At 69.3% G+C, this 18,488-nt stretch carries 18 protein-coding genes and 1 tRNA gene; 11 read left to right on the top strand and 8 right to left on the bottom strand.

All coding sequences use genetic code 11. The features are described from left to right. Window positions 1–12: 12 nt before the first annotated feature. Window positions 13–1,407, bottom strand: coding sequence for a MocR-like pyridoxine biosynthesis transcription factor PdxR (gene pdxR, locus OIE13_RS02940; protein ID WP_326643401.1), 1,395 nt, complete (start codon window positions 1,405–1,407; stop codon window positions 13–15). A gap of 67 nt (window positions 1,408–1,474) precedes the next feature. Between pdxR and OIE13_RS02935 the strand changes: the two genes are divergently transcribed. The 7 genes from OIE13_RS02935 (at window position 1,475) to OIE13_RS02905 (ending at window position 7,777) form a co-directional block, all read left to right on the top strand. Continuing rightward, window positions 1,475–2,119: a pyridoxamine 5'-phosphate oxidase family protein gene (locus tag OIE13_RS02935; protein WP_326643403.1), complete on the top strand. Its 645-nt coding sequence runs from the start codon at window positions 1,475–1,477 to the stop codon at window positions 2,117–2,119. 178 nt (window positions 2,120–2,297) lie between these two features. After that, a complete protein-coding gene (locus OIE13_RS02930) occupies window positions 2,298–3,983 on the top strand; it encodes a serine/threonine-protein kinase (RefSeq protein WP_326643405.1) in 1,686 nt (561 codons plus the stop codon). Between the two features lie 21 nt (window positions 3,984–4,004). After that, window positions 4,005–5,423 carry a hypothetical protein gene (locus OIE13_RS02925; protein WP_326643407.1) on the top strand — a complete coding sequence of 473 codons (1,419 nt, stop codon included), beginning with the start codon at window positions 4,005–4,007 and terminating at the stop codon, window positions 5,421–5,423. 55 nt (window positions 5,424–5,478) lie between these two features. Further along, the gene (locus OIE13_RS02920) at window positions 5,479–6,594 is read left to right on the top strand and encodes a DUF2510 domain-containing protein (protein ID WP_326643409.1); all 1,116 of its coding nucleotides are present in this window, start codon (window positions 5,479–5,481) and stop codon (window positions 6,592–6,594) included. 21 nt (window positions 6,595–6,615) lie between these two features. Further along, window positions 6,616–7,218 (top strand): oligoribonuclease, encoded by a 603-nt coding sequence (gene orn, locus OIE13_RS02915; RefSeq protein WP_326643410.1) that lies wholly within the window; start codon window positions 6,616–6,618, stop codon window positions 7,216–7,218. A gap of 76 nt (window positions 7,219–7,294) precedes the next feature. Further along, window positions 7,295–7,370: transfer RNA gene (locus tag OIE13_RS02910), tRNA-His, on the top strand. A 152-nt stretch (window positions 7,371–7,522) separates the two neighbouring features. Next, on the top strand, window positions 7,523–7,777 hold the full coding sequence (locus OIE13_RS02905) for a helix-turn-helix domain-containing protein (RefSeq protein ID WP_326643412.1): 255 nt from the start codon (window positions 7,523–7,525) through the stop codon (window positions 7,775–7,777). Here the strand turns inward: OIE13_RS02905 and lat are convergent. Continuing rightward, a complete protein-coding gene (lat, locus tag OIE13_RS02900) occupies window positions 7,719–9,125 on the bottom strand; it encodes an L-lysine 6-transaminase (protein WP_326643414.1) in 1,407 nt (468 codons plus the stop codon). The two genes, OIE13_RS02905 and lat, sit on opposite strands and share 59 nt — an antisense overlap. Window positions 9,126–9,401: 276 nt before the next feature. Then, window positions 9,402–10,070, bottom strand: a complete 669-nt coding sequence (gene trhA / locus OIE13_RS02895; RefSeq protein WP_326643416.1) for a PAQR family membrane homeostasis protein TrhA — start codon at window positions 10,068–10,070, stop codon at window positions 9,402–9,404. 263 nt (window positions 10,071–10,333) lie between these two features. Here trhA and OIE13_RS02890 point away from each other — a divergent pair, with 263 nt between their 5' ends. Next, on the top strand, window positions 10,334–11,182 hold the full coding sequence (locus OIE13_RS02890) for a spermidine synthase (protein WP_326643418.1): 849 nt from the start codon (window positions 10,334–10,336) through the stop codon (window positions 11,180–11,182). Window positions 11,183–11,278: 96 nt separating this feature from the next. Continuing rightward, complete coding sequence (locus tag OIE13_RS02885) at window positions 11,279–12,265, top strand: pirin family protein (RefSeq protein WP_326643420.1); 987 nt, start codon at window positions 11,279–11,281, stop codon at window positions 12,263–12,265. 40 nt (window positions 12,266–12,305) lie between these two features. On the opposite strand, the gene OIE13_RS02880 is transcribed toward OIE13_RS02885, so the two are convergent. From OIE13_RS02880 to ngcE, 5 genes are all read right to left on the bottom strand, one after another. Further along, window positions 12,306–12,875 (bottom strand): superoxide dismutase family protein, encoded by a 570-nt coding sequence (locus tag OIE13_RS02880; protein WP_326643422.1) that lies wholly within the window; start codon window positions 12,873–12,875, stop codon window positions 12,306–12,308. A 192-nt stretch (window positions 12,876–13,067) separates the two neighbouring features. Beyond that, on the bottom strand, window positions 13,068–13,358 hold the full coding sequence (locus OIE13_RS02875) for a 4a-hydroxytetrahydrobiopterin dehydratase (RefSeq protein ID WP_326643424.1): 291 nt from the start codon (window positions 13,356–13,358) through the stop codon (window positions 13,068–13,070). A gap of 230 nt (window positions 13,359–13,588) precedes the next feature. Beyond that, window positions 13,589–14,494, bottom strand: a complete 906-nt coding sequence (locus OIE13_RS02870; RefSeq protein WP_326643425.1) for a carbohydrate ABC transporter permease — start codon at window positions 14,492–14,494, stop codon at window positions 13,589–13,591. Then, a complete protein-coding gene (locus tag OIE13_RS02865) occupies window positions 14,494–15,405 on the bottom strand; it encodes a carbohydrate ABC transporter permease (protein ID WP_326643428.1) in 912 nt (303 codons plus the stop codon). The genes OIE13_RS02870 and OIE13_RS02865 overlap by 1 nt, the downstream gene beginning before the upstream one ends. A gap of 5 nt (window positions 15,406–15,410) precedes the next feature. Then, window positions 15,411–16,868 carry an N-acetylglucosamine/diacetylchitobiose ABC transporter substrate-binding protein gene (gene ngcE, locus OIE13_RS02860; RefSeq protein WP_326643430.1) on the bottom strand — a complete coding sequence of 486 codons (1,458 nt, stop codon included), beginning with the start codon at window positions 16,866–16,868 and terminating at the stop codon, window positions 15,411–15,413. Between the two features lie 331 nt (window positions 16,869–17,199). Between ngcE and OIE13_RS02855 the strand changes: the two genes are divergently transcribed. Beyond that, window positions 17,200–17,847, top strand: a complete 648-nt coding sequence (locus OIE13_RS02855; RefSeq protein WP_326643432.1) for a class II aldolase/adducin family protein — start codon at window positions 17,200–17,202, stop codon at window positions 17,845–17,847. 259 nt (window positions 17,848–18,106) lie between these two features. After that, window positions 18,107–18,487, top strand: coding sequence for a roadblock/LC7 domain-containing protein (locus OIE13_RS02850; RefSeq protein ID WP_326643434.1), 381 nt, complete (start codon window positions 18,107–18,109; stop codon window positions 18,485–18,487). Window position 18,488: the final 1 nt, after the last annotated feature.

Genomic DNA, 18,488 nt, shown 5'->3' with positions numbered 1-18,488 from the left:
GAGACGCCGCTCTCACCCGATCAGCCCGGCGACCACCGAGACGCCCCGCCTGACGTCCGCCTGCGACGCGGAGCCGTAACCGATCACCAGGCCGTGCCGCAGCTGCGGCCCGTGGTAGTGGCGGGCCATCGAGTCGAGCAGCACGCCGCGGGCGCGGGCGGCCTCGACCAGGGGTGTGACCGCGTGCTCCGCGAGCTCCACCATGACGTGCAGGCCCGCGGTGTCGCCGGTGACCCTGGAGCCGAGGATGTCGACGACCACGGCGCGGCGGCGCGCGTACTCCAGCCGCATCCGGCGCAGGTGCCGGTCCAGGTCCCCCCTCTCGCAGAGCACCGCCACCGCCTGCTGGGCCGGGCCTCCGGTGCGGTCTGCCAGGTTGTCCCTGGTCAGGGCGATGGCTTCGATGAGGCTCGGCCGGGTGACCAGCCAGCCGACGCCGATGTCCGGCGTCAGGGCCTTGCTCAGGCTGCCCAGTAGTACCACCCGCTCGGGATCGAGGCCGTGCAGGGCGGGCAGCGGCGCGACGTCGTAGCGGAACTCGGCGTCGTAGTCGTCCTCCACGAGGATCGCGCCGGTGCGGCGGGCCCAGGCGAGGAGGCGCTCCCTGCGCGGGATGGGCAGGCGGCCGCCGAGGGGGTACTGGTGGGCCGGGGTGGTGTAGAGGACGCGCAGGTCGTCCGGGAGTCGGTCCACGACGATCCCGTCCTCGTCGACCGGGCAGGGCACGATCTCCGCTCCCCTCCCGGCGAAGACGTTCCTGGCGACGCGGTAGCCGGGTTCCTCGACGCCGGCCCGGTCACCGGGCCGCAGGAAGGTGGCGGCGACCAGGTCGAGCCCGTTGCCGGTGCCCCGGGTGACCATGATGTTCTCCGGCCCGACGGGGATCGCCCTGGTCCGGCGCAGGTGCTCGGCGAGGGCCACGCGGAGCCTTGGCAGCCCGCGGGGGTCGGGGTCGCTCACCGGCGGCAGGTCGGCGGCTCCGCGCCAGGCCCTGCGCCAGGCCGCCCTGTCGTAGTCGTGGACCCACGGCCGCCCGGGACGCAGGTCGATCACCTGCTCTCCGTCCCCTGGCGGGGTGTCCCGGCCTGGAAGGGCGGCGGGAGGTGGAGCGAGGGGGCCGCGAGCGCGCTCGTTCACGGGGGGAACCACCATGTCGGCCACGTAGGTGCCGGAGCCGTGTCGTCCTTCGAGCCAGCCTTCCGCGTACAGCTGCTGGTAGGCCTCGGTGACGACGGTACGGCTGACCGCGAGCTGGCCGGCGAGGGAGCGGGTGGAGGGCAGGCGCTCGCCGGAGGCGAGGGTGCCGTCGCGCATGGCGGCCCTGAGGCGGTCGCCGAGCTGGACGGCGAGTGCCGTGCCGGAGTCGCGGTCCACCAAAACGGGCAGGTCGACGGCGAGGCGCGGCAAAGTGGTCTCCTATAAGTGCGTGAAAGTGGACGTATTCTGAATGTCCACTTCTCTTTAGACTAGTGCCATGCTCTCTACGACTCCCCGTACCACCCTCGGCCGCTCGAAGAACAGGGGCCTGACCTCTCACGAGGACCTGTACGCGGTGCTGGACGCCGGGCTGGTCTGTCACCTGGGCGTCGTGGTCGACGGCTTCCCCATGGTCGTCCCCACCGGTTACGGCCGGATCGGCGACACCCTCTACCTGCACGGTTCCACCGGCGCCACCTCCCTGCGGAACGCGGACGAGGTCTGCGTCACGGTGACCCACCTGGACGGCGTCGTGCTGGCCCGCTCGGCCTTCAACCACTCGCTCAACTACCGCTGCGCCATGGTCTACGGCCGTGTCCGCCGGGTGGCGGGCGGCGAGGAGCACCTGGCCGGGCTGCGGGCCATCACCGAGCAGCTGGCCCCCGGCCAGTGGGACGCCAGCCGCGCGCCCACCGGAAAGGAGCTCGCCGCGACCACAGTGCTCGCCCTCTCCCTCGCCGAGGCGTCGGTGAAGGTGCGGCAGGGCCCGCCGATCGACGACGAGGAGGACTACGAGCTGCCGATCTGGGCGGGGGTCCTGCCGCTCCACCAGGTCTGGGGAACCCCCGAGCCCGACCCCGCGATGACCGGGGACCTGACCGTCCCCGCGCACATCGCGTCGCGGACCATGCCCGCTCGCTAAGCCTCCGCGACAGGCCGACGCCACGGGGCGCGCCTCCTGGTCCGAAGTCCGGCCGCTCGCACTGATCAGCCATACGGCGCGAGACCGATTCGCGATTAATGCGCGAAATACGTTTCTCTATGGCTAGGCTACGGTCCGTCTGTTATGGGTGGGGGCCCAGACAACTGAGGAGACCGTTATGTACGGCACGCCATCGGCCTGGCAAGTCCCCGGATACACCGAGATCCGCGAGCTGGGCGCCGGCGCGGCGGGGCGTGTGGTGATGGCGCGCCACGATGCCGACGGCGCCCTGGTAGCGATCAAGTATCTGTCCGACGAGCTCAGGAACGACGTCGGCTTCGTGGCGCGCTTCCGGCACGAGGCCAGGGTGCTCAACACCCTGAAGAGCCCGCACTCCGTCCGGCTGTACGACTACGTCGAGACCGGCGCCGGCGCGGCCATCGTCATGGAGCTGATCAACGGCGTCGCCCTGCGCGCGCTGCTGCGCTCTGAGGGGCCGACCGGCCCCGAGGCGGCGCTGCTCGTGCTCAAGGGCTCGCTCATGGGGCTGGCCGCCGCGCACTCGGCGGGCGTGGTGCACCGTGACTTCAAGCCCGAGAACGTGATGGTGGAGGCCGACGGGAAGAGCAAGCTCGTCGACTTCGGCATCGCGGTCCGCTCCGGCAACGGCGACGCCCCCGCGGGCACTCCCCCGTACATGGCACCCGAGCAGTGGGTGGGCGGACCGGCCGGGCCCTCCACGGACGTCTACGCCGCCACCGTCGTGTTCTTCGAATGCCTGACCGGCGCCCGCCCCTTCCGGGCCACGAACATCGCCGCGCTGGCCCGCCAGCACCAGGTCATGCCGCCGCCGGTCGAGGAGGTGCCCCCGGCCCTGCAGGGACTGGTGGAACGCGGCCTGGCCAAGCACGCCGCCGACCGGCCGCCGACCGCCTCCGCGTTCCTCACCGAGTTGGAGGCGGTGGCGGCCGACGCCTACGGCCCCGACTGGCAGGAGCGCGGCCGCCGCCGCCTGGCCGGGATCGTCGGGCTGCTGGCCGGGATGTTCCCGCTGGACGCCCCCGCCCCGGCGGCCGACACCTCGCTGGCCATGACCGAGCTCGACGGCAAGAGGGGAAGGACCTCCTCGCTCGGCAAGCTGAGTGTCAAGATCCTCATTGGCGTCGGCTGCATCGCGGTGATCGGCGGGGTAAGCGCGGTACTGGTCGGCTCAGGCGGCACCACGAAGATCCAGTCGCAGAGTTCCGCCGTCACGCAGGACCCGACCCCCTCGGACCCGCTGGAGACGGTGCTCCCCGGAGACGAGGGCGACGAGTTCGACGAGCCGGACGAACCCGCGGAGTCACCGACCGCGGGCGCGCCCTCCGCGACGCCGACACCGAGCGGCAGCACCTCCGGCCTCCCGCCCGCGCCGCCCACCGCGCCGCCCACCAGGACGCCCAAGGCGTCGGCGACACCCAAGGCGTCGGCGACACCCACCAGGAGGCCGACCAAGCGGCCGACGAGTAAGCCGACCAGGAAGGCGTCCGCGTCTCCCTCCCCCGATGAGAGCTCCACGCTCAGCAGTCCGGGTAATCCGGACAGGCCCACGACCAGACCGCCGTCCGCCACCCCGACCCCAACCCGGCCAACGGCCTCCCCCACCCGGACGCGGCCGACCACCCCCGCCCCCTCACCCTCCGGGACGACCTCTGCGGGAACCCCGACCCCCGAGGGAACCCCCCAGCTCACCGGCTCGCCCCTGCCCTCCGCCGCGGTGACCCCCGCGGTGTTCCTCGCGCTGGGTCTGATGACAAGCGGTGCCGTGCCGGTCACACTGACCGTCAAGCGCGGCATGACGGGACGGTACAGGAAACGCCGCTAAGGACAGGGAGCGGGCACGATCATGAACACTGACCGGAGCGGCGTCGCCGGATTCCGGTTGACCGGTCGTACCTGGGCCGACGACCTGGGAATCTGGTCGTCGGCCGTCGCGGCCGACGGGCGGCAGGCAAGCGCGCTCAGATTCGACCCGCGACTGGTCGCCGATCCCTCGGCCCGCGAGAGGCTGATCGCGGCCGTGATCGCCGACCGCAGGCTCACGCAGAGCGGCCTGACCGGGCTGGTCCCGATCGCCGACCTCATCACGGCCCAGGACGAGGTCTGGCTGATCACCTCGGAACCGGCGGGCCCGACGGTGCGCGACCTGCTGTCCGGCGCACCTGGATCACCCCGGCCCGACGCGGGCAGCGCGGCCACGGTCCTGATGGAGACGGCACGGGCACTGCTGGCCGTTCACGCCTCCGGATTCAGCCACGGTGAGCTCCACCCCGGCACCGTGGTGATCGCCCCGGACGGGTCGGCGCTGCTCTCGGAGCGGGGGCTGCTCGACGCGCTGCTCGGCCGCCCGCCCGCGCCGGAGCGGGACGTGGCCGCCTGGGCGTCACTCGCCCGAGGGCTGGCCGCCACCTGGGCCTCAGCCGACCGGGAGGCGGCGGGGCTGCTGGAGAGGGTGGCGGCGACGGCCTCCATCCGAGGACTCCCCGCCGCGCGCGACGCCCTGCTCGCCGGGCGCGACACGCTACCGTCCGGGTTCACGACCCGTGACAGGCTCGTGGAGACCCTGCATCGGTGGCCGACACACGAGGCGCCCAATCCGGGAGGGCCTCCGCCACCCGTGCCGGCCGCCCCCGACGAGGGGGAGATCGTCACACTGCTCCACGTCCCGAGAACCGGCGAGCAGCGAACCCCGGGGACCGGCGAGCACCGGCCCGAGGACGTGGTCCTGCGCTTCGGTCCCGGGGTGCCCGCCGAGACCACGGCCGCCCAGATCTGGCGGACCGGCCGGGACCAGCAGCAGACCGAGCCGCCCTCCGACAGGCTCGGGGCCGCCGCAGCCCCCCATGCCCGGCGGCGTCGTGGTCGTACGATCCTCTCCTCGGCGATCCTCGCGCTGATGGTCGTGGGCGCGCTGGCGCTCTGGCTGTTCCGCGGCTCGGCGACACCGCTGGAGGTGACGAGGGTGGACGTCAGCGCCCCCAGGAAGACCCAGGGATGCGACAGCACGGTGAAGATCACCGGTGTCCTGTACACCAACGGCGCGGGCGGGGAGGTCCGCTACCGGTGGAAGCGGAGCGACCGCAAGGAGCCGATCGTGCAGACCGACCGGACCGCGTCCGGGGCGACCTCGCACCAGGTAAGCCTGGACTGGACGGTCAAGGGCGAGGGAAGTTTCAAGGGGACCATCACCCTGTCGCTGCTCTCACCGGTCCCCGAGGGCAAAAAGATCCAGGACAGAGCCACCTTCACCTACAAATGTTCATGAGTGGTCCGCAAGGTCCGCAATGCAGTACAAAGCCGTTCTTACTACTCTGACGGCCATGACCACGCAGATCCCCTCCGGCTGGTACCCCGACCCCTACGGCTCGCCGCTGTTGCGGTGGTGGGACGGCCACCAATGGACCGACGCCACCCATCAGGCGGATACCCCCGCAGGGCAGGGCACGCCGCAGGGACCGCAGACCGGCCCCCTCCCCCAGCCGCACCCCGCAGGGCAGGGTGTCCAGCAGATGGGGCCGCCTCCCCCGCCGGGAGAGCTCGCGGGGACGGACCCGGCCGGCCAGTGGAGCCGGCAGGCCGCACAGCGGGAACCGGCGGGCGCGGCGCAGCCGGACGGCAACACGGCGCAGATGCCACTCCCACGGTACGACGGCTACCCGTCCGGGCCACCGCCGCGCAAGAGCGGTCCGCTCCCGTGGATCCTGGGCGGTGGCGGCGCGCTGGTCCTGATCGTCGTGATCGTGGTCGCCGCGATGTATCTGGTCAACCCCGGCAGCAGGAACAACGCCGGCGAGCCCGTCACACCCCGTACGCCGCCTCCCACCGCTAGCCGGGAACCCGGCCCGACCCCCAGCCAGGAGCCGACCCCCGGGCCGGGGCCATCGCAGAACACGCCGCCCCAGCCGGTGTACGGGCGCATCACCGACCCGGTGACCGGCCTGTCCTACGAGGTCCCCGCAGGACCGTGGCGGGTCCCTCCCAGCATCGGCAGCGGGCTCGGGTTCACCTGGACCAGCGCGGCCATCGCCCCCGCCCATGAGAACTTCGACGGCAAGGGCGGCAACTGGGTCGGCAACGTGCTGACCGGCGAGCTTCCCGACCAGTACGGCTACCAGGGTGTCGAGAGCATGCGCTCGGTCGCCGCGACGCTACTGCAGGTCGTGGAGCCCAACTTCTACAGCCCCCCGCACCGCCGGAAGATCATCGAGGACAAGGCCGTCAAGGTGAGCGGCAAGGACGCCTGGCTGTTCGTCTTCGATCTGGACTTCTCCGAGCAGTCCGAGGCCAACGGCTGGAAGTGGAAGCGAGAGCGGGCCGCGTTCCTGATCGTCGACCGTGGTGAGGGCAGCCGACCGGCGCTGGCCTACATCACCGTGCCGGACAATCTCGGCATCTCAACGGTGGACAAGGTGATCAAGTCATTCAAGCTCTCGTAAGTGAGTACTACCCTGAAGGCTATGAGTGACCTGCTGGTCTGGATCGACTGTGAGATGACCGGGCTTGACCTTGGCCGTGACGCGCTTGTCGAGGTGGCCTGCGTGGTCACCGACGGCGAGCTGAACCAGCTTGACGAGGGTGTGGACGTGGTCATCAAGCCTCCTCCCGAGTCCATCGAGCAGATGTCGGAGGTGGTGCGGGAGATGCACACCGCCTCCGGCCTGCTGGACGCGCTGAGCGAGGGCGTCACGCTGGCCGAGGCCGAGACCATGGTGCTCGAATACCTCAAGGGACACATCAAGGAGCCGAAGAAGGCCCCGCTGTGCGGCAACTCCATCTCCACCGACCGGTCGTTCCTCTCCCGTGACATGGCCGCCGTGGACGCCTTCCTGCACTATCGGATGATCGACGTCTCCTCGGTGAAGGAACTGGCCCGGCGCTGGTACCCACGGGTCTACTTCGCCTCGCCCGAGAAGCAGGGCGGTCACCGCGCGCTGGCCGACATCGTGGAGAGCATCCGGGAGCTGCGCTACTACCGCGCGGCGGTCTTCGTGCCCCAGCCTGGTCCCGACTCCGCCACCGCCAGGGAACTGGCCGAGAGCGTGTCCACGCAGAAATCTTGATCGGTTCGCGCGAAACCCGGTACGAAACGACTCCCAAAGACCGCTACACTTTTCATGTGCTGCCACGGCGGCGATGGTGGGCGTAGCTCAGTTGGCAGAGCGCTAGGTTGTGGTCCTAGATGCCGGGGGTTCAAGTCCCCTCGCTCACCCCATCAGAACGGCCGGTCCCTCGGGACCGGCCGTTCCGTATTTCCAATCCCTTTACCCACCAAAAGTGGATATTGCGGGTTATGCTCGCAGCTATCGCTACGCCGTAGGATCGGGGGTTTCGGCGACCTGACCGTGTTGCAACCACGGAGGCCGAATGAGAGTCGACGATGCCACGTTCGACGCGGAACCCACAGTCGTGACGGGCTTGAGCAGGCGCGAGACCGAGGTCATGGAACTGATCGCGACGGGTCGCTCCAACGGGCAGATCGCCCGGCACCTGTTTCTGAGCGAGAAGACCGTGAAGAATCACGTGAACCGGATATACGCCAAGCTCGGCGTCGACTCGCGGGTCACCGCGATCGATCTGTGGCTGGAACGGGCCGCGCGCGAGGATCCTCAGCACTGCTGAACGGCGGCACGACATCTCCGGACCGCTTCGGAGGCGTCAGGCCGTGCCGGGCGGTACGCCTCGGCGGGCGGGAGGCCTCCAGGGCACGGGCGATGGCGGAGGTGCCCTCCGCCAGCTCCTCCGAGGTGATCGAGAGCGCCGGGCGCAGCCGCACCGAGCGTTCGCCGCAGGGCAGGACCAGCACGCCCTCGTCCTTCCTGAGCCTGGCCACCGCCAGGTCGCGCTCCGCGGCGTCCGGCAGGTCGAACGCGCACATCAGGCCGCGCCCCCGGGCGTTCTCCACCAGGCCGGGGAAGTCGGCCTGGATCTCCAGCAGCATCTCAAGGAGCTCGGCGCCGAGCCTGCCCGCGCGCGGGATCAGGCCGTCGCGCTCCACGATCTCCAGCATCCGGCGGGAGCGGACCATGTCGACCAGCCCTCCGCCCCAGGTCGAGTTGATCCTGCCGCTGACCTGGAACACGTTGTCCGGCACCTCGTCGACCCTGCGGCCCGCCATGATCCCGCCCACCTGGACCTTCTTGGCGAAGGCCACGACATCGGGACTCAGGCCGAGCTGCTGGTAGGCCCAGGGGGTGCCTGTGATCCCGGCGCCGGTCTGCACCTCGTCCATGACGAGAAGGGCGTCATGCTCGTGGCAGAGCCGCTCCATCGCGAGCAGGAACTCCGCCCGCATGTGGTTGTCGCCGCCCTCCCCCTGGATGGGTTCGGCGATGAAGCAGGCGATGTCGTGGGGGTGGCGCTCGAAGGCCGCCCGTGCCGCGGCCAGGGACCTCTCCTCGGCCGCCTCGACGTCCCCGAGGTGGATCGCGGGCACCTCGATCCTGGGCCAGTCGAACTTCGGGAACCGGTCTGTCTTGACCGGGTCGGTGTTGGTCAGCGAGAGCGTGTAGCCGCTGCGCCCGTGGAAGGCGCGGGTGAGATGGAGCACCTTGCCGCCGAGCTCGGGGGATCGCCCCCGCGAGGCGTTGAGACGACTCTTCCAGTCGAAGGCGCACTTCAGCGCGTTCTCCACGGCAAGGGATCCGCCCTCCACGAAGAACAGGTGCGGCAGCTCGGGGTCACCGAGCACCCTGGCGAACGTGTCGGCGAAGTCGGCGAGGTGGGAGGTGTAGAGGTCGGAGTTGGCGGGCTTGTTCGCGGCGACGTGGCCGAGCAGCGCCAGGAACTCGGGGTCGTCGTCGAACGGGTTCACCCCGAGCGGGGCCGAGGCGAAGAAACTGTAGAAGTCCAGGTAGCTTCGGCCGGTGCGGGCGTCGACGAGCCGGGAACCTCGGCTCCGTTCGAGGTCCAGCACCAGCCGGTAGCCGTCGACGAGCAGATGACGAGCGAGACGGCCGTGCACGTCCATGTCCCCTCCACGGGTAATCCGAAGAGATGATCCCCCGTCATTGACGCATCTACACGGAGAGATTACGCATCAGAGGCGACTCTTATGAAGATTTTCCGGTATAGCGGCAAGCTGGACATGGACACCCGGGCGCCGGGACCGTGCGGCCCGAGCTCCTCTCGTATGACCGTCTCCCTTCCCGGGGTTCCCCCCTGCCGAGACCACAGATCAGTCAAATCGGCCTGCCGTTACGCACTTCCCGGTGCCCGGATCCTGGATTCGCGTCAGCGCGGCACGTTACGCCGCCGCGTAGACCACCAGGGAGACCGCCACGTACTGCACCAGGTAGGCGGCGACGGTGAAGGCGTGGAAGACCTCGTGAAAGCCGAACCACCGGGGGGAGGGATCTGGCCGCTTCATGGCGTACACGACGCCGCCCACCGTGTAGAGCACCCCACCGAGGAAGAGCAGGGCCACCGCGACCACGCCGGCGCCCGCCACGAGCTGCGGCAGCACGAAGACGGCGGTCCAGCCGAGGCCGATGTAGAGGGCGGTCGAGAGCCACCGGGGGGCACCGACCCACAGCACCCGGAAGAGCACCCCGGCGATCGCACCCGCCCAGATCACGCCGAGCACCACCGCGCCGGCCTGACCGTCCAGGGCGAGCAGCGCGAACGGGGTGTAGGTGCCCGCGATGATCAGATAGATGTTGGCGTGGTCGAGCCGGTGGAGCACCTCCTCCGTCCGCGGGGAGAGCACCCCCCGGTGATAGGTGGCCGAGATTCCGAAGAGCAGGCCGGAGGTGATCGCGTAGATCGCGGCGGTGATCCTCGCCTGCGGGGTGGGCCCCAGCGCGACCAGGACGAATCCCGCAACGAGTGCCACGGGGAGCGCCCCGGCGTGCAACCAGCCGCGGAGGCGGGGCTTGACGGACTCGGCGAGCGTTTCTGTAACGGTCGTGGCCATAAACCTACGGTAGCGTAAGTTACTAAATCGTAGGCTGTGATTCCCCCTACACGCCGCGACCGGGTGGCCGGCGTCTCCCCCCGCCGCGGCCGGACGGGACTCCACCCCGCCGGACGGGACTCCACCCCGCCGGACGGGACTCCACCCCGCCGGACGGGACTCCACCCCGCCGGACGGGAACTCCACCGCGATGGAAACGGGGACCCTCGGCTGCGCATATGGTTTCTCTCCGGGTTCACGTCGTGGAAAAGAGGATCCAGCTGATGGGCAGGCGGGAAGAGCGGGGGCCGATGCCGGGACGGTATCCGGTGACCTTCGGCGAGGTCGACCTTCTGCAGGATCTCGACAGGCCCTCCGGCTGGGTGGTCTCCAAGGACGGCGTGCCGCAGTCGTACGTCGACCTCGACGACGCCACCTACCTCGACTTCGAGTACGTCCGGCTGATGGCCGACGTCGTCGACCTCCTCGGGGAGGGGCCGCTGGACGCGGTGCACGTGGGCGGTTGCGCCTGCACCCTGCCCCGCTACGTCGCGGCGACCCGTCCCGGATCCCGGCAGATCGTCGCCGAGCCCGACGAGGGGCTCGTCCAGCTCGTCAGGGACCAGCTCCGGCTGAAGTCGGTGCCCCGGCTCAAGGTCAGGATCCTCGACGGACGCACCGCCACCGCCGGACTCACCGACGACTCGGCCGACCTGCTCGTGCTGGACGCCTTCAGCGGTGCCACGATGCCGATCGAGCTGGCCACCTCCGAGTACATGGGGGACGTCGCCCGCGTCCTGCGCACCACCGGCACCGTGCTGATCAACGTCGCCGACGGCAAGGGGCTGGCCTTCACCCGCCGGGTGCTCGCCACCGTCCGCGGCACCTTCCCCCAGATCGCGCTGCTCGCCGAGCCGGGTGTCATGCGGGGCCGCCGCTTCGGCAACCTCATCGTCGTCGCCTCCCGCGTGCCGCTCCCCGTCTCCGACCTGACCCGCAGGGCCGCGGGCGGCCTCACCCAGACCCGCTGCGTGTACGGCGAGGACATCGTCAGGTTCATCGCCGGAGCCCGCCCGCTGCACGACGGCGACGCCGTGGTCCTCCCGGTCCCCCCGCCCGCGGTCTTCGGCTGACCCGTGACCGGTCCGCCGCCCCGGTCTCGCCCGCCATGGAATAGTTGAAACATCAACTGAGTTGTCGCCTGCGAACATCGCAGGAAGGAATCCACAATGCCGGCCGTGACCGTAGAGAACCCGCTGACCCTGCCCCGCCTGCCGCAGCCGCTGAACGCGGTCCACGAGCGCCAGGTGCTGGCCATCACCACCGCCCCGAGCGGATTCGAGGGAGAGGGCTTCCCTGTCCGCAAGGCACTTGCGACGATCAAGTCCCAGTATCTCGACCCGTTCATCATGATGGACCAGATGGGCGAGGTCGACTACGCGCCGGGCGAGCCCAAGGGCACCCCCTGGCACCCGCACCGGGGCTTCGAGACCGTCACCTACATGATCGACGGCGTGATGGACCACGCCGACTCGCACGGTGGTGGCGGCACGATCTCCGACGGCGACACCCAGTGGATGACGGCCGGCGGTGGAATCCTGCACAAGGAGGCTCCCCCCGAGTGGCTGGTCGCCAAGGGCGGCCTGTTCCACGGGATCCAGCTCTGGGTCAACCTCCCCGGCAGGGAGAAGATGGTCGAGCCGAAGTATCAGGACATCGGCAGGGCCAACGTCGTCCTGCTCAGCAGTCACGACGGGGGGGCGCTGGTCCGCCTGATCGCAGGCGAGGTCGGCGAGTTCACCGGCCCCGGCTCCACCAGAACGCCGATCACCCTGCTGCACGCCTCCCTGAGCCCCGGCTCCCAGCTGACGCTCCCCTGGCGCAAGGATTTCAACGCGCTCGCGTACGTCCTGTCGGGCCGCGGCACCGCCGGCGGCGACCGGCAGCCGATCGAGTCCGGCCGGCTGGCCGTCTTCGACGGCTTCGGCAACCTTCCGGGACTGGGCACCGACGGCGAGACCATCACACTCTCCGCGGCCGGCACCCAGGAGAGCCGGAGCCCCAACATGGAGGTCATCGTGCTCGGCGGCCGTCCGATCGGCGAGCCGGTCGCGCACTACGGGCCGTTCGTGATGAACACCCAGGCGGAGCTCGCCAAGGCGTTCGAGGACTACCAGGCGGGACGCCTCGGCACCATCCCCGCGGGCCACGCCTGATCGCGGAACGCCCGGCACCGGGGGACCCAAGGGGCAGGCCCTAAGGCTCGGTAAGGGTGACGCAGGCGACTCGGGGGCCGGCGCTGCCGGCTTCGGTGCCGACGGTGCGGGTGGGCTCGGCGTGGATCACCAACGACCTGGGCAGCCGGCCCGCGACGAACGCCCAGTCCCGGGTGGCGGTGGCGCGGGCCTCACCCCGGGCGTCGGTGGTGAAGTCGAGCCAGACCTCGTTCTTGGCACTGGCGTGGGTGTGGGTGTGCTGGTAGTGCGGCCCGGCGTCCTCGGGCTTGAGACCGCACGGGTTGACGTGCAGGTGCACCCCGTACGTGCGTCCCGGGAGCATGCCCGTGACGGTGACCGTGGAGGTGGCGAGCACCGCCCCCGACTCCGCGGTGACCCGGGCCGCGGCTCCCGGCGGCACCAGCGCGGTGTCGTAGGCGATGGTGGAGGCCCGAGGTCCGGGGGCGGAGAAGACTCCGCCCCCGACAAGGCGGATCCCCGAGGCGCTCGGGGTGGCGGCCGGTCCGTGCCCTGCCGGATGGGGGTCGGCGGCCCGCTCGGCACAGCCGGCGCAGAGCAGGGCGACGGCGAGAACTCCCAGAATGCGCATCCACGATCTCCTTGGCGGGCCGGAACAGTGCAGCGCCCACCATAACCAGTAATCGTCTGATCACACTCGGTATTGACCGCTTCCGGCCTCCGCGATCCCCGGCTTTCGCCCCTCCCCCTTCGCCCCTTCGCCCCTTCGCACCCGGCCAGGTGCGAAGACGGCCGCCAACCGACCCGGCCCTCCTGGGGGCGCTCAGGCGTTGGCGGCGGCTATCTCGTCGATGCGGGTGGCCAGGGTGAAGTCCATCTCCGTCAGCCCGCCGGCGTCGTGCGTGCTGAGCGCCAGGTGAAGGGTGCGCCAGCGGATGTCGATGTCGGGGTGGTGGTTGAGCTTCTCGGCCTCGACCGCGACCTCGTCCACGATGCGGATCGCGGTCGGGAAGTCGATAGCGGTGATCTTCCGGCGGATCTCGTCTCCCTCGCGTCGCCACTCGGGCAGGCCGGCGAGTCTGTCGTTCACCGCGGAGTCGTCAAGCAGGTTCATCCTCCCAGGAGATCATGTCCCCGGCGAAGACGCCAAGCCTGGGCAGGCTCCCGGCGCGCCGGGCCATGGCCATGATGCCCTGGGCCATGGCGGTGGCGTGGCTGGTCCCCTCAAGGAGGGGCTCCAGTTCGGGCAGGAGGCCGGGCAGCCGGGACAGGCTCCATTATAAGAACGACTCCCGGCGACACCCCCGGATTACTCGCCGGAGCTTGTAATTTGACCGGATCCGGTCATTTGACGGCACCGGAGGTGAGACCCGACTGGATCTGGCGCTGGAAGATGATGTAGACGATCATGACCGGGATGATGGCCATGCTCAGCGCGGCGAACAGCCCGGGCCAGTCGGCCTCGTACCCGGCGCTGGTGGAGATGTTGGCGACACCCTGGGTGATCAGCCACTTTTCCTCGACATTGCCCGACAGCAGCACGATCGGCAGGAGGTACTGGTTCCACTGACCCAGGATGTTGAAGATCGTGATGCTGACCAGCCCCGGCTTGGCCATCGGCACCATGATCTGGAAGAACGTCCGGGTGTGCGAGCAGCCGTCCATCATCGCCGCCTCCGCCACCGAGGTGGGCAACGTCTTGAAGAACGCCGACAGGAAGAAGACGGTGAACGGCAGCGAGTAGGCGATGTAGACCAGGATCACGCCGAGGTGGGTGTCGATCAGGCCGAGGTTCTTCACCACGAGGAAGAGCGGGACCAGCGCGAGGAAGACCGGGAACGTCATCCCCGACACGAACAGGAAGTAGATCGCCCTGTTGCCGGGGAAGGTGTAGCGCGCCAGCACGTACGCGGCCATCGAGCCCAGCAGCATGGTGCCGGCCGTGCTGCACGCCACCACGAAGATGGTGTTCAGCATGTACTGCCCGACGTGTGCCTTCTCCCAGGCCCGGCCCCAGGCGTCCCAGCCGAAGGAGGCGGGCAGCGTGATGGCGTCCCCGAAGATCTCGGTATTGGTCTTGAAAGAGGCCAGGAACGTCCAGAGGATCGGGCCGACGATCAGGATCGCCCAGACCAGGAGCGCGAGGTGGGAGAGCGCGCCGAAGGGGCCGAGCGAGTTCGCCTTCCCGCGCTTGACGCGCGCGTGGGCGGAAGGGCGGGCGGAGGGCTTGCGAGCCGTGTCCGTGGCCATCAGAACTCGATCCTCTCGCGCCGGGTCACGCGCAGGGTGAGGGCGGCGAACGTGATGGTCATGAAGAACAGCGCCACGCCCATCGCCGACGCGTAGCCGAACTTGGAGAAGTTGAACGCCGTGCGCCAGATCTCCATCGGGAGCACCGTCGTGGCGTTGTCGGGCCCGCCGCGGTCGACCGAGAGGACCTGGACCAAGGCGAAGGCGTCGAAGGCGGCGATGCCGAGATAGACCCAGGCGACCTGCATGGTGTCCCAGAGCAGCGGAATCGTGATCTTGAAGAACAGGGTGAACCTGCCCGCGCCGTCGAGTGCGGCGGCCTCGAACACGTCCTTGGGGATGGAGGACATGCCTGCCGAGAACAGCACCACGTAGAAGCCGACGGCCTGCCAGACCATCACGCTGATGATCGTCCACAGGGCGAGGTCGGGGTCGATCAGCCATCCGACCGGCTCCACCCCGATCTTGTCGAGCAGACCGTTGACCACACCGACCCGCTCCGGGCTGTAGATCGCCTGGAAGAGCACGCCGACGATGGCGACGGCCAGGACCTGGGGCATGAAGAAGATCACGCGATAGACCTTCGAGCCCCGGATCCCGGTCATCCGGCCGCCCCGCTGCCCGCCGCTCAGGTTGAGCAGGAAGGAGAAGAACAGGGCGATCACGATGGTGACCAGCGGCATGACAAGCAGCAGAACACCGTGGTGACGCACCGCAGCCCAGAAGACCTCGTCGTCAAGAAGCCTGGCGAAGTTCTCCAGGCCGATGAACCGGGGGTTCGCCGAGATGCCCTTCCAGTCGGTCAGCGCGATGTAGAAAGCCTGGATGTACGGGCTGACCACGAAGACCACGTAGAGGAGCACCGGCGCGGCGAGAAAGCCGACGATGAACGGATACCTGCCTTGCCGCATCGGGGCTACACCGTCCGGGTCTGCTTGGTGATGGACGAGTCGGCCTTCGTCTTGTCGGCGGCCTTCTGCATCTTCTCGCAGAACTCGTCGCCGGAGATGCGGCCGAACATGAGCGCGTTGGTCTGCTTGCGCAGCTCGGTCTCGAACTCCTTGTACCAGTTCTCGAAGCTGCTGAAGGTGACGACGTTCTGGCCGGCGGCGGTCTGCGCGGCGCTGAGGCTGGCGTTGCCCGGCGACAGCTCCAGGCCGTCGGCGGCGCCGGTCACGACGGTGATGTTGCCCGACTTCTCGGTGAAGCCCCTCGCGCCCTCCTTGGAGAGCATGATGCGCAGGTACTCCAGGCCGCCCTTGGGGTTCTTGGCCTTGGCCGGGACGATGTACGCCTCGCCGGCGGCGGCGCGGATGGCCTCGTAGGGCATCTTGTCGGCAGCGGTGACGCTGGGGGTGGGCGCCAGCGCGTATTTGAACCCCTCGGGGGTCTGGCTCTTCTGCTCGTTCTCCAGCCAGGAACCGGAGGGATAGAGGGCGACCTTGCCCTGGTTCTGGCGGAGCTGAACCGCGGTGTGGATCAGGCCCTCGAAGGACTTGTCCATGTACTTGGCGATCTCGGCCCAGGCGGCGGCGGACTGCTTCATGGCGTCGCGCTGCCAGACGCCGTCGACGAGGTTGTCGACGTCGAGCAGGATCTGGTTGCCCTCGATCTTCGCGGCGGAGATGAGGATCATCCAGTACGCGTAGTAGGCGGCGTTCTTGCCCGCGTACGCGAACGGGGTGACCCCGGCGGCCTTGGCCTTCTCGGCGAAGGCCTTGAACTCCTCGAAGGTCTTCGGCGGGGTCCAGCCGTTCTTCTCGAACAGCGCGGAGTCGTACCAGAGGCCGTACGCGGAGAAGACGTAGTTCATCAGGTACGGCTTGCCCGCGAGGAGACCCGACTCGACGGTGCCGGGCGCGACCAGGTCGCGAACCTTCTTGTTCGGGTCGTCGATCGAGGGGGCGTCCCACAGCTCGGTGAGCTCAAGGAGCTGGCCCTCCTGCTGCAGGGCTCCGTTGTCCATCAGGTCGGTGCCGGAGTTGGCGATCACGTCGGGGACGTCGCCGCCGGCGAACCGCGGCTGCAGGGTCTGCGCGATCTGCTGGGTGGCGACGTGCTTGACCTGCGCCTGGGCGAACGTCTTCTTGTACAGCGGCTCGTGCACCTCGGTGGCGTAGCCGTCGCCGAGGCCACCCTTGAAGATGACGACCTCAAGCGGCGCGTCGGCGGCGACGCCGAACGGGTTCTTCGCGGAGATCGCACCACCTGCGGAGGGGGCCGCGGAGGTGCCGGCCGAAGGAGCCGCACCGCCGCCGGTGGCGCAGGCGCTGAGCAGCCCGGCGCCCGGGCCGACGATCAGAGCGCTCATGCCGATCCGGCGGAGCAACTGCCGCCGGGTGATGTCTCCGGGCGTACCGACCGAGTTTGACATGCAACCCTCCTGAACGGGGGATCAATTAGGAAAGTTTCCTAAACGTTTGCCCGAAGGTACGTATCCGCGGAGCCCAGCGTCAAGACTTCCCTGCCGGTCTAGACCAAGCCGTGATGTCCTCGCGACCTATCCGCTAACTACCAAACGCCAAGGAGGTGCAATTCAATGATAGAACGGCACATAGTGGCCGATATTTCCCCGGAACCATTGACTTGGCCGCAACCGGCGAGATAAAGGAACCATGCTCGCCGGCAGCCAATGAGCGGCAACCGGTCTAGACCAGATAATGAGGGTTTGCCGCCCCGTACCGCAAGCCCCTACTTTTGACGGCGTGTTGTTGGCCGAGCAGCGCCGCCTGCTATGTGAGTACGGCCGCCGAGCCGCCGCGACCGGACTGGTCGTCGGAACCGCGGGAAATCTCAGCGTGCGCGCGGGCGAACTCGTCGCCGTGACGCCCAGCGGCGTCTCCCTCGACCGGCTGGAACCCGAGGCCTGCCCGATCGTCGACGTCGAGGGCCACCTCGTCGAAGGCGACCTGCGACCGTCCTCGGAGACCCCCATGCACCTGGCGGTCTATACGACCACCGACGCCGGCGCGATTGTGCACACCCACTCCGTCTTCGGCACCGTGGTCGCCACGACCATGAGCGAGCTGCCGCCGATCCACTACAACGCCCTGTTGCTCGGCGGGACCGTCCGCGTCGCCGAATACGCCACCTACGGCACGCCCGAGCTCGCCGCCTCCGTCCGAGCCGCGCTGGCGGACAGGCGCGCGGCGCTGCTGGCCAACCACGGCGGGGTCACGATCGGCGACGACCTGGACGGGGCCTTCGAGGCGACCAGGCTGCTGGAGTGGCTCTGCGAGGTGTACGTGCGGGCCAGGAGCATCGGCGAGCCTCGCGTGCTCACCGAGGAACAGCTCGCCGCGGTGATCCGGCGCGCCGCAGACCCGCCCACGTTCCCCCGTCGCGAGAACTGACCGCGGCGCGACCGCGCTGTGCCCCCGTCGCGAGGACCGACCGCAGCGCGGCCCCGCCCCGTCTTGTTTTCAAGCCGGACGAAAAGGCGATTATCACCGACCGGCCAACGGGTTGATTCCCACCCGGGGTGTATATCTTCCTACCTAGATGGTGAATCCTACGCTTTTTCCTATCAATGACCTAGGCAGAAAAGGCGAACCACGAGGGCTTTCCCTACGCTGACCGGGCGACGTTGAAGTCGTCGGCAAGGGAGAGCACGTGCTCGGAATCGAAGACTGCCTCACTGAGGTAATGGCCATCCCCGGCGCCCTGGACGCGATCCTCATCGATCAGACCAGCGGGACGGTCGTGGCGACCGGTGGTGCGAGCCGCCACGGTGACGTGGAGAGATCTGCCGCGGGACTGAGCGAGACCCTGCGCGCGACGCTGGACGGGCTCGCCGTCACCGCACCGGGCGGTACGGTCCGGATCGACGACATGATCATAACCACGGACGGCGGCCACCATTTACTGAGGCCGTTGGAAACGCTTTTCGACGGCCCTCTGGTCATTTACGTCAGGCTCGATCTGAAACGGTCGAACCTGGCACTGGCCCGCCACCGCCTCCAGGCCCTTTCCGGCCGCCTGATCTCGACGTGAA

It is taken from the genome of Streptosporangium sp. NBC_01810, from assembly GCF_035917355.1.
Lineage (GTDB): Bacteria > Actinomycetota > Actinomycetes > Streptosporangiales > Streptosporangiaceae > Streptosporangium.
Note: the sequence above shows the minus strand (reverse complement) of the source record. Positions and strands in the feature narration are given on the sequence as shown.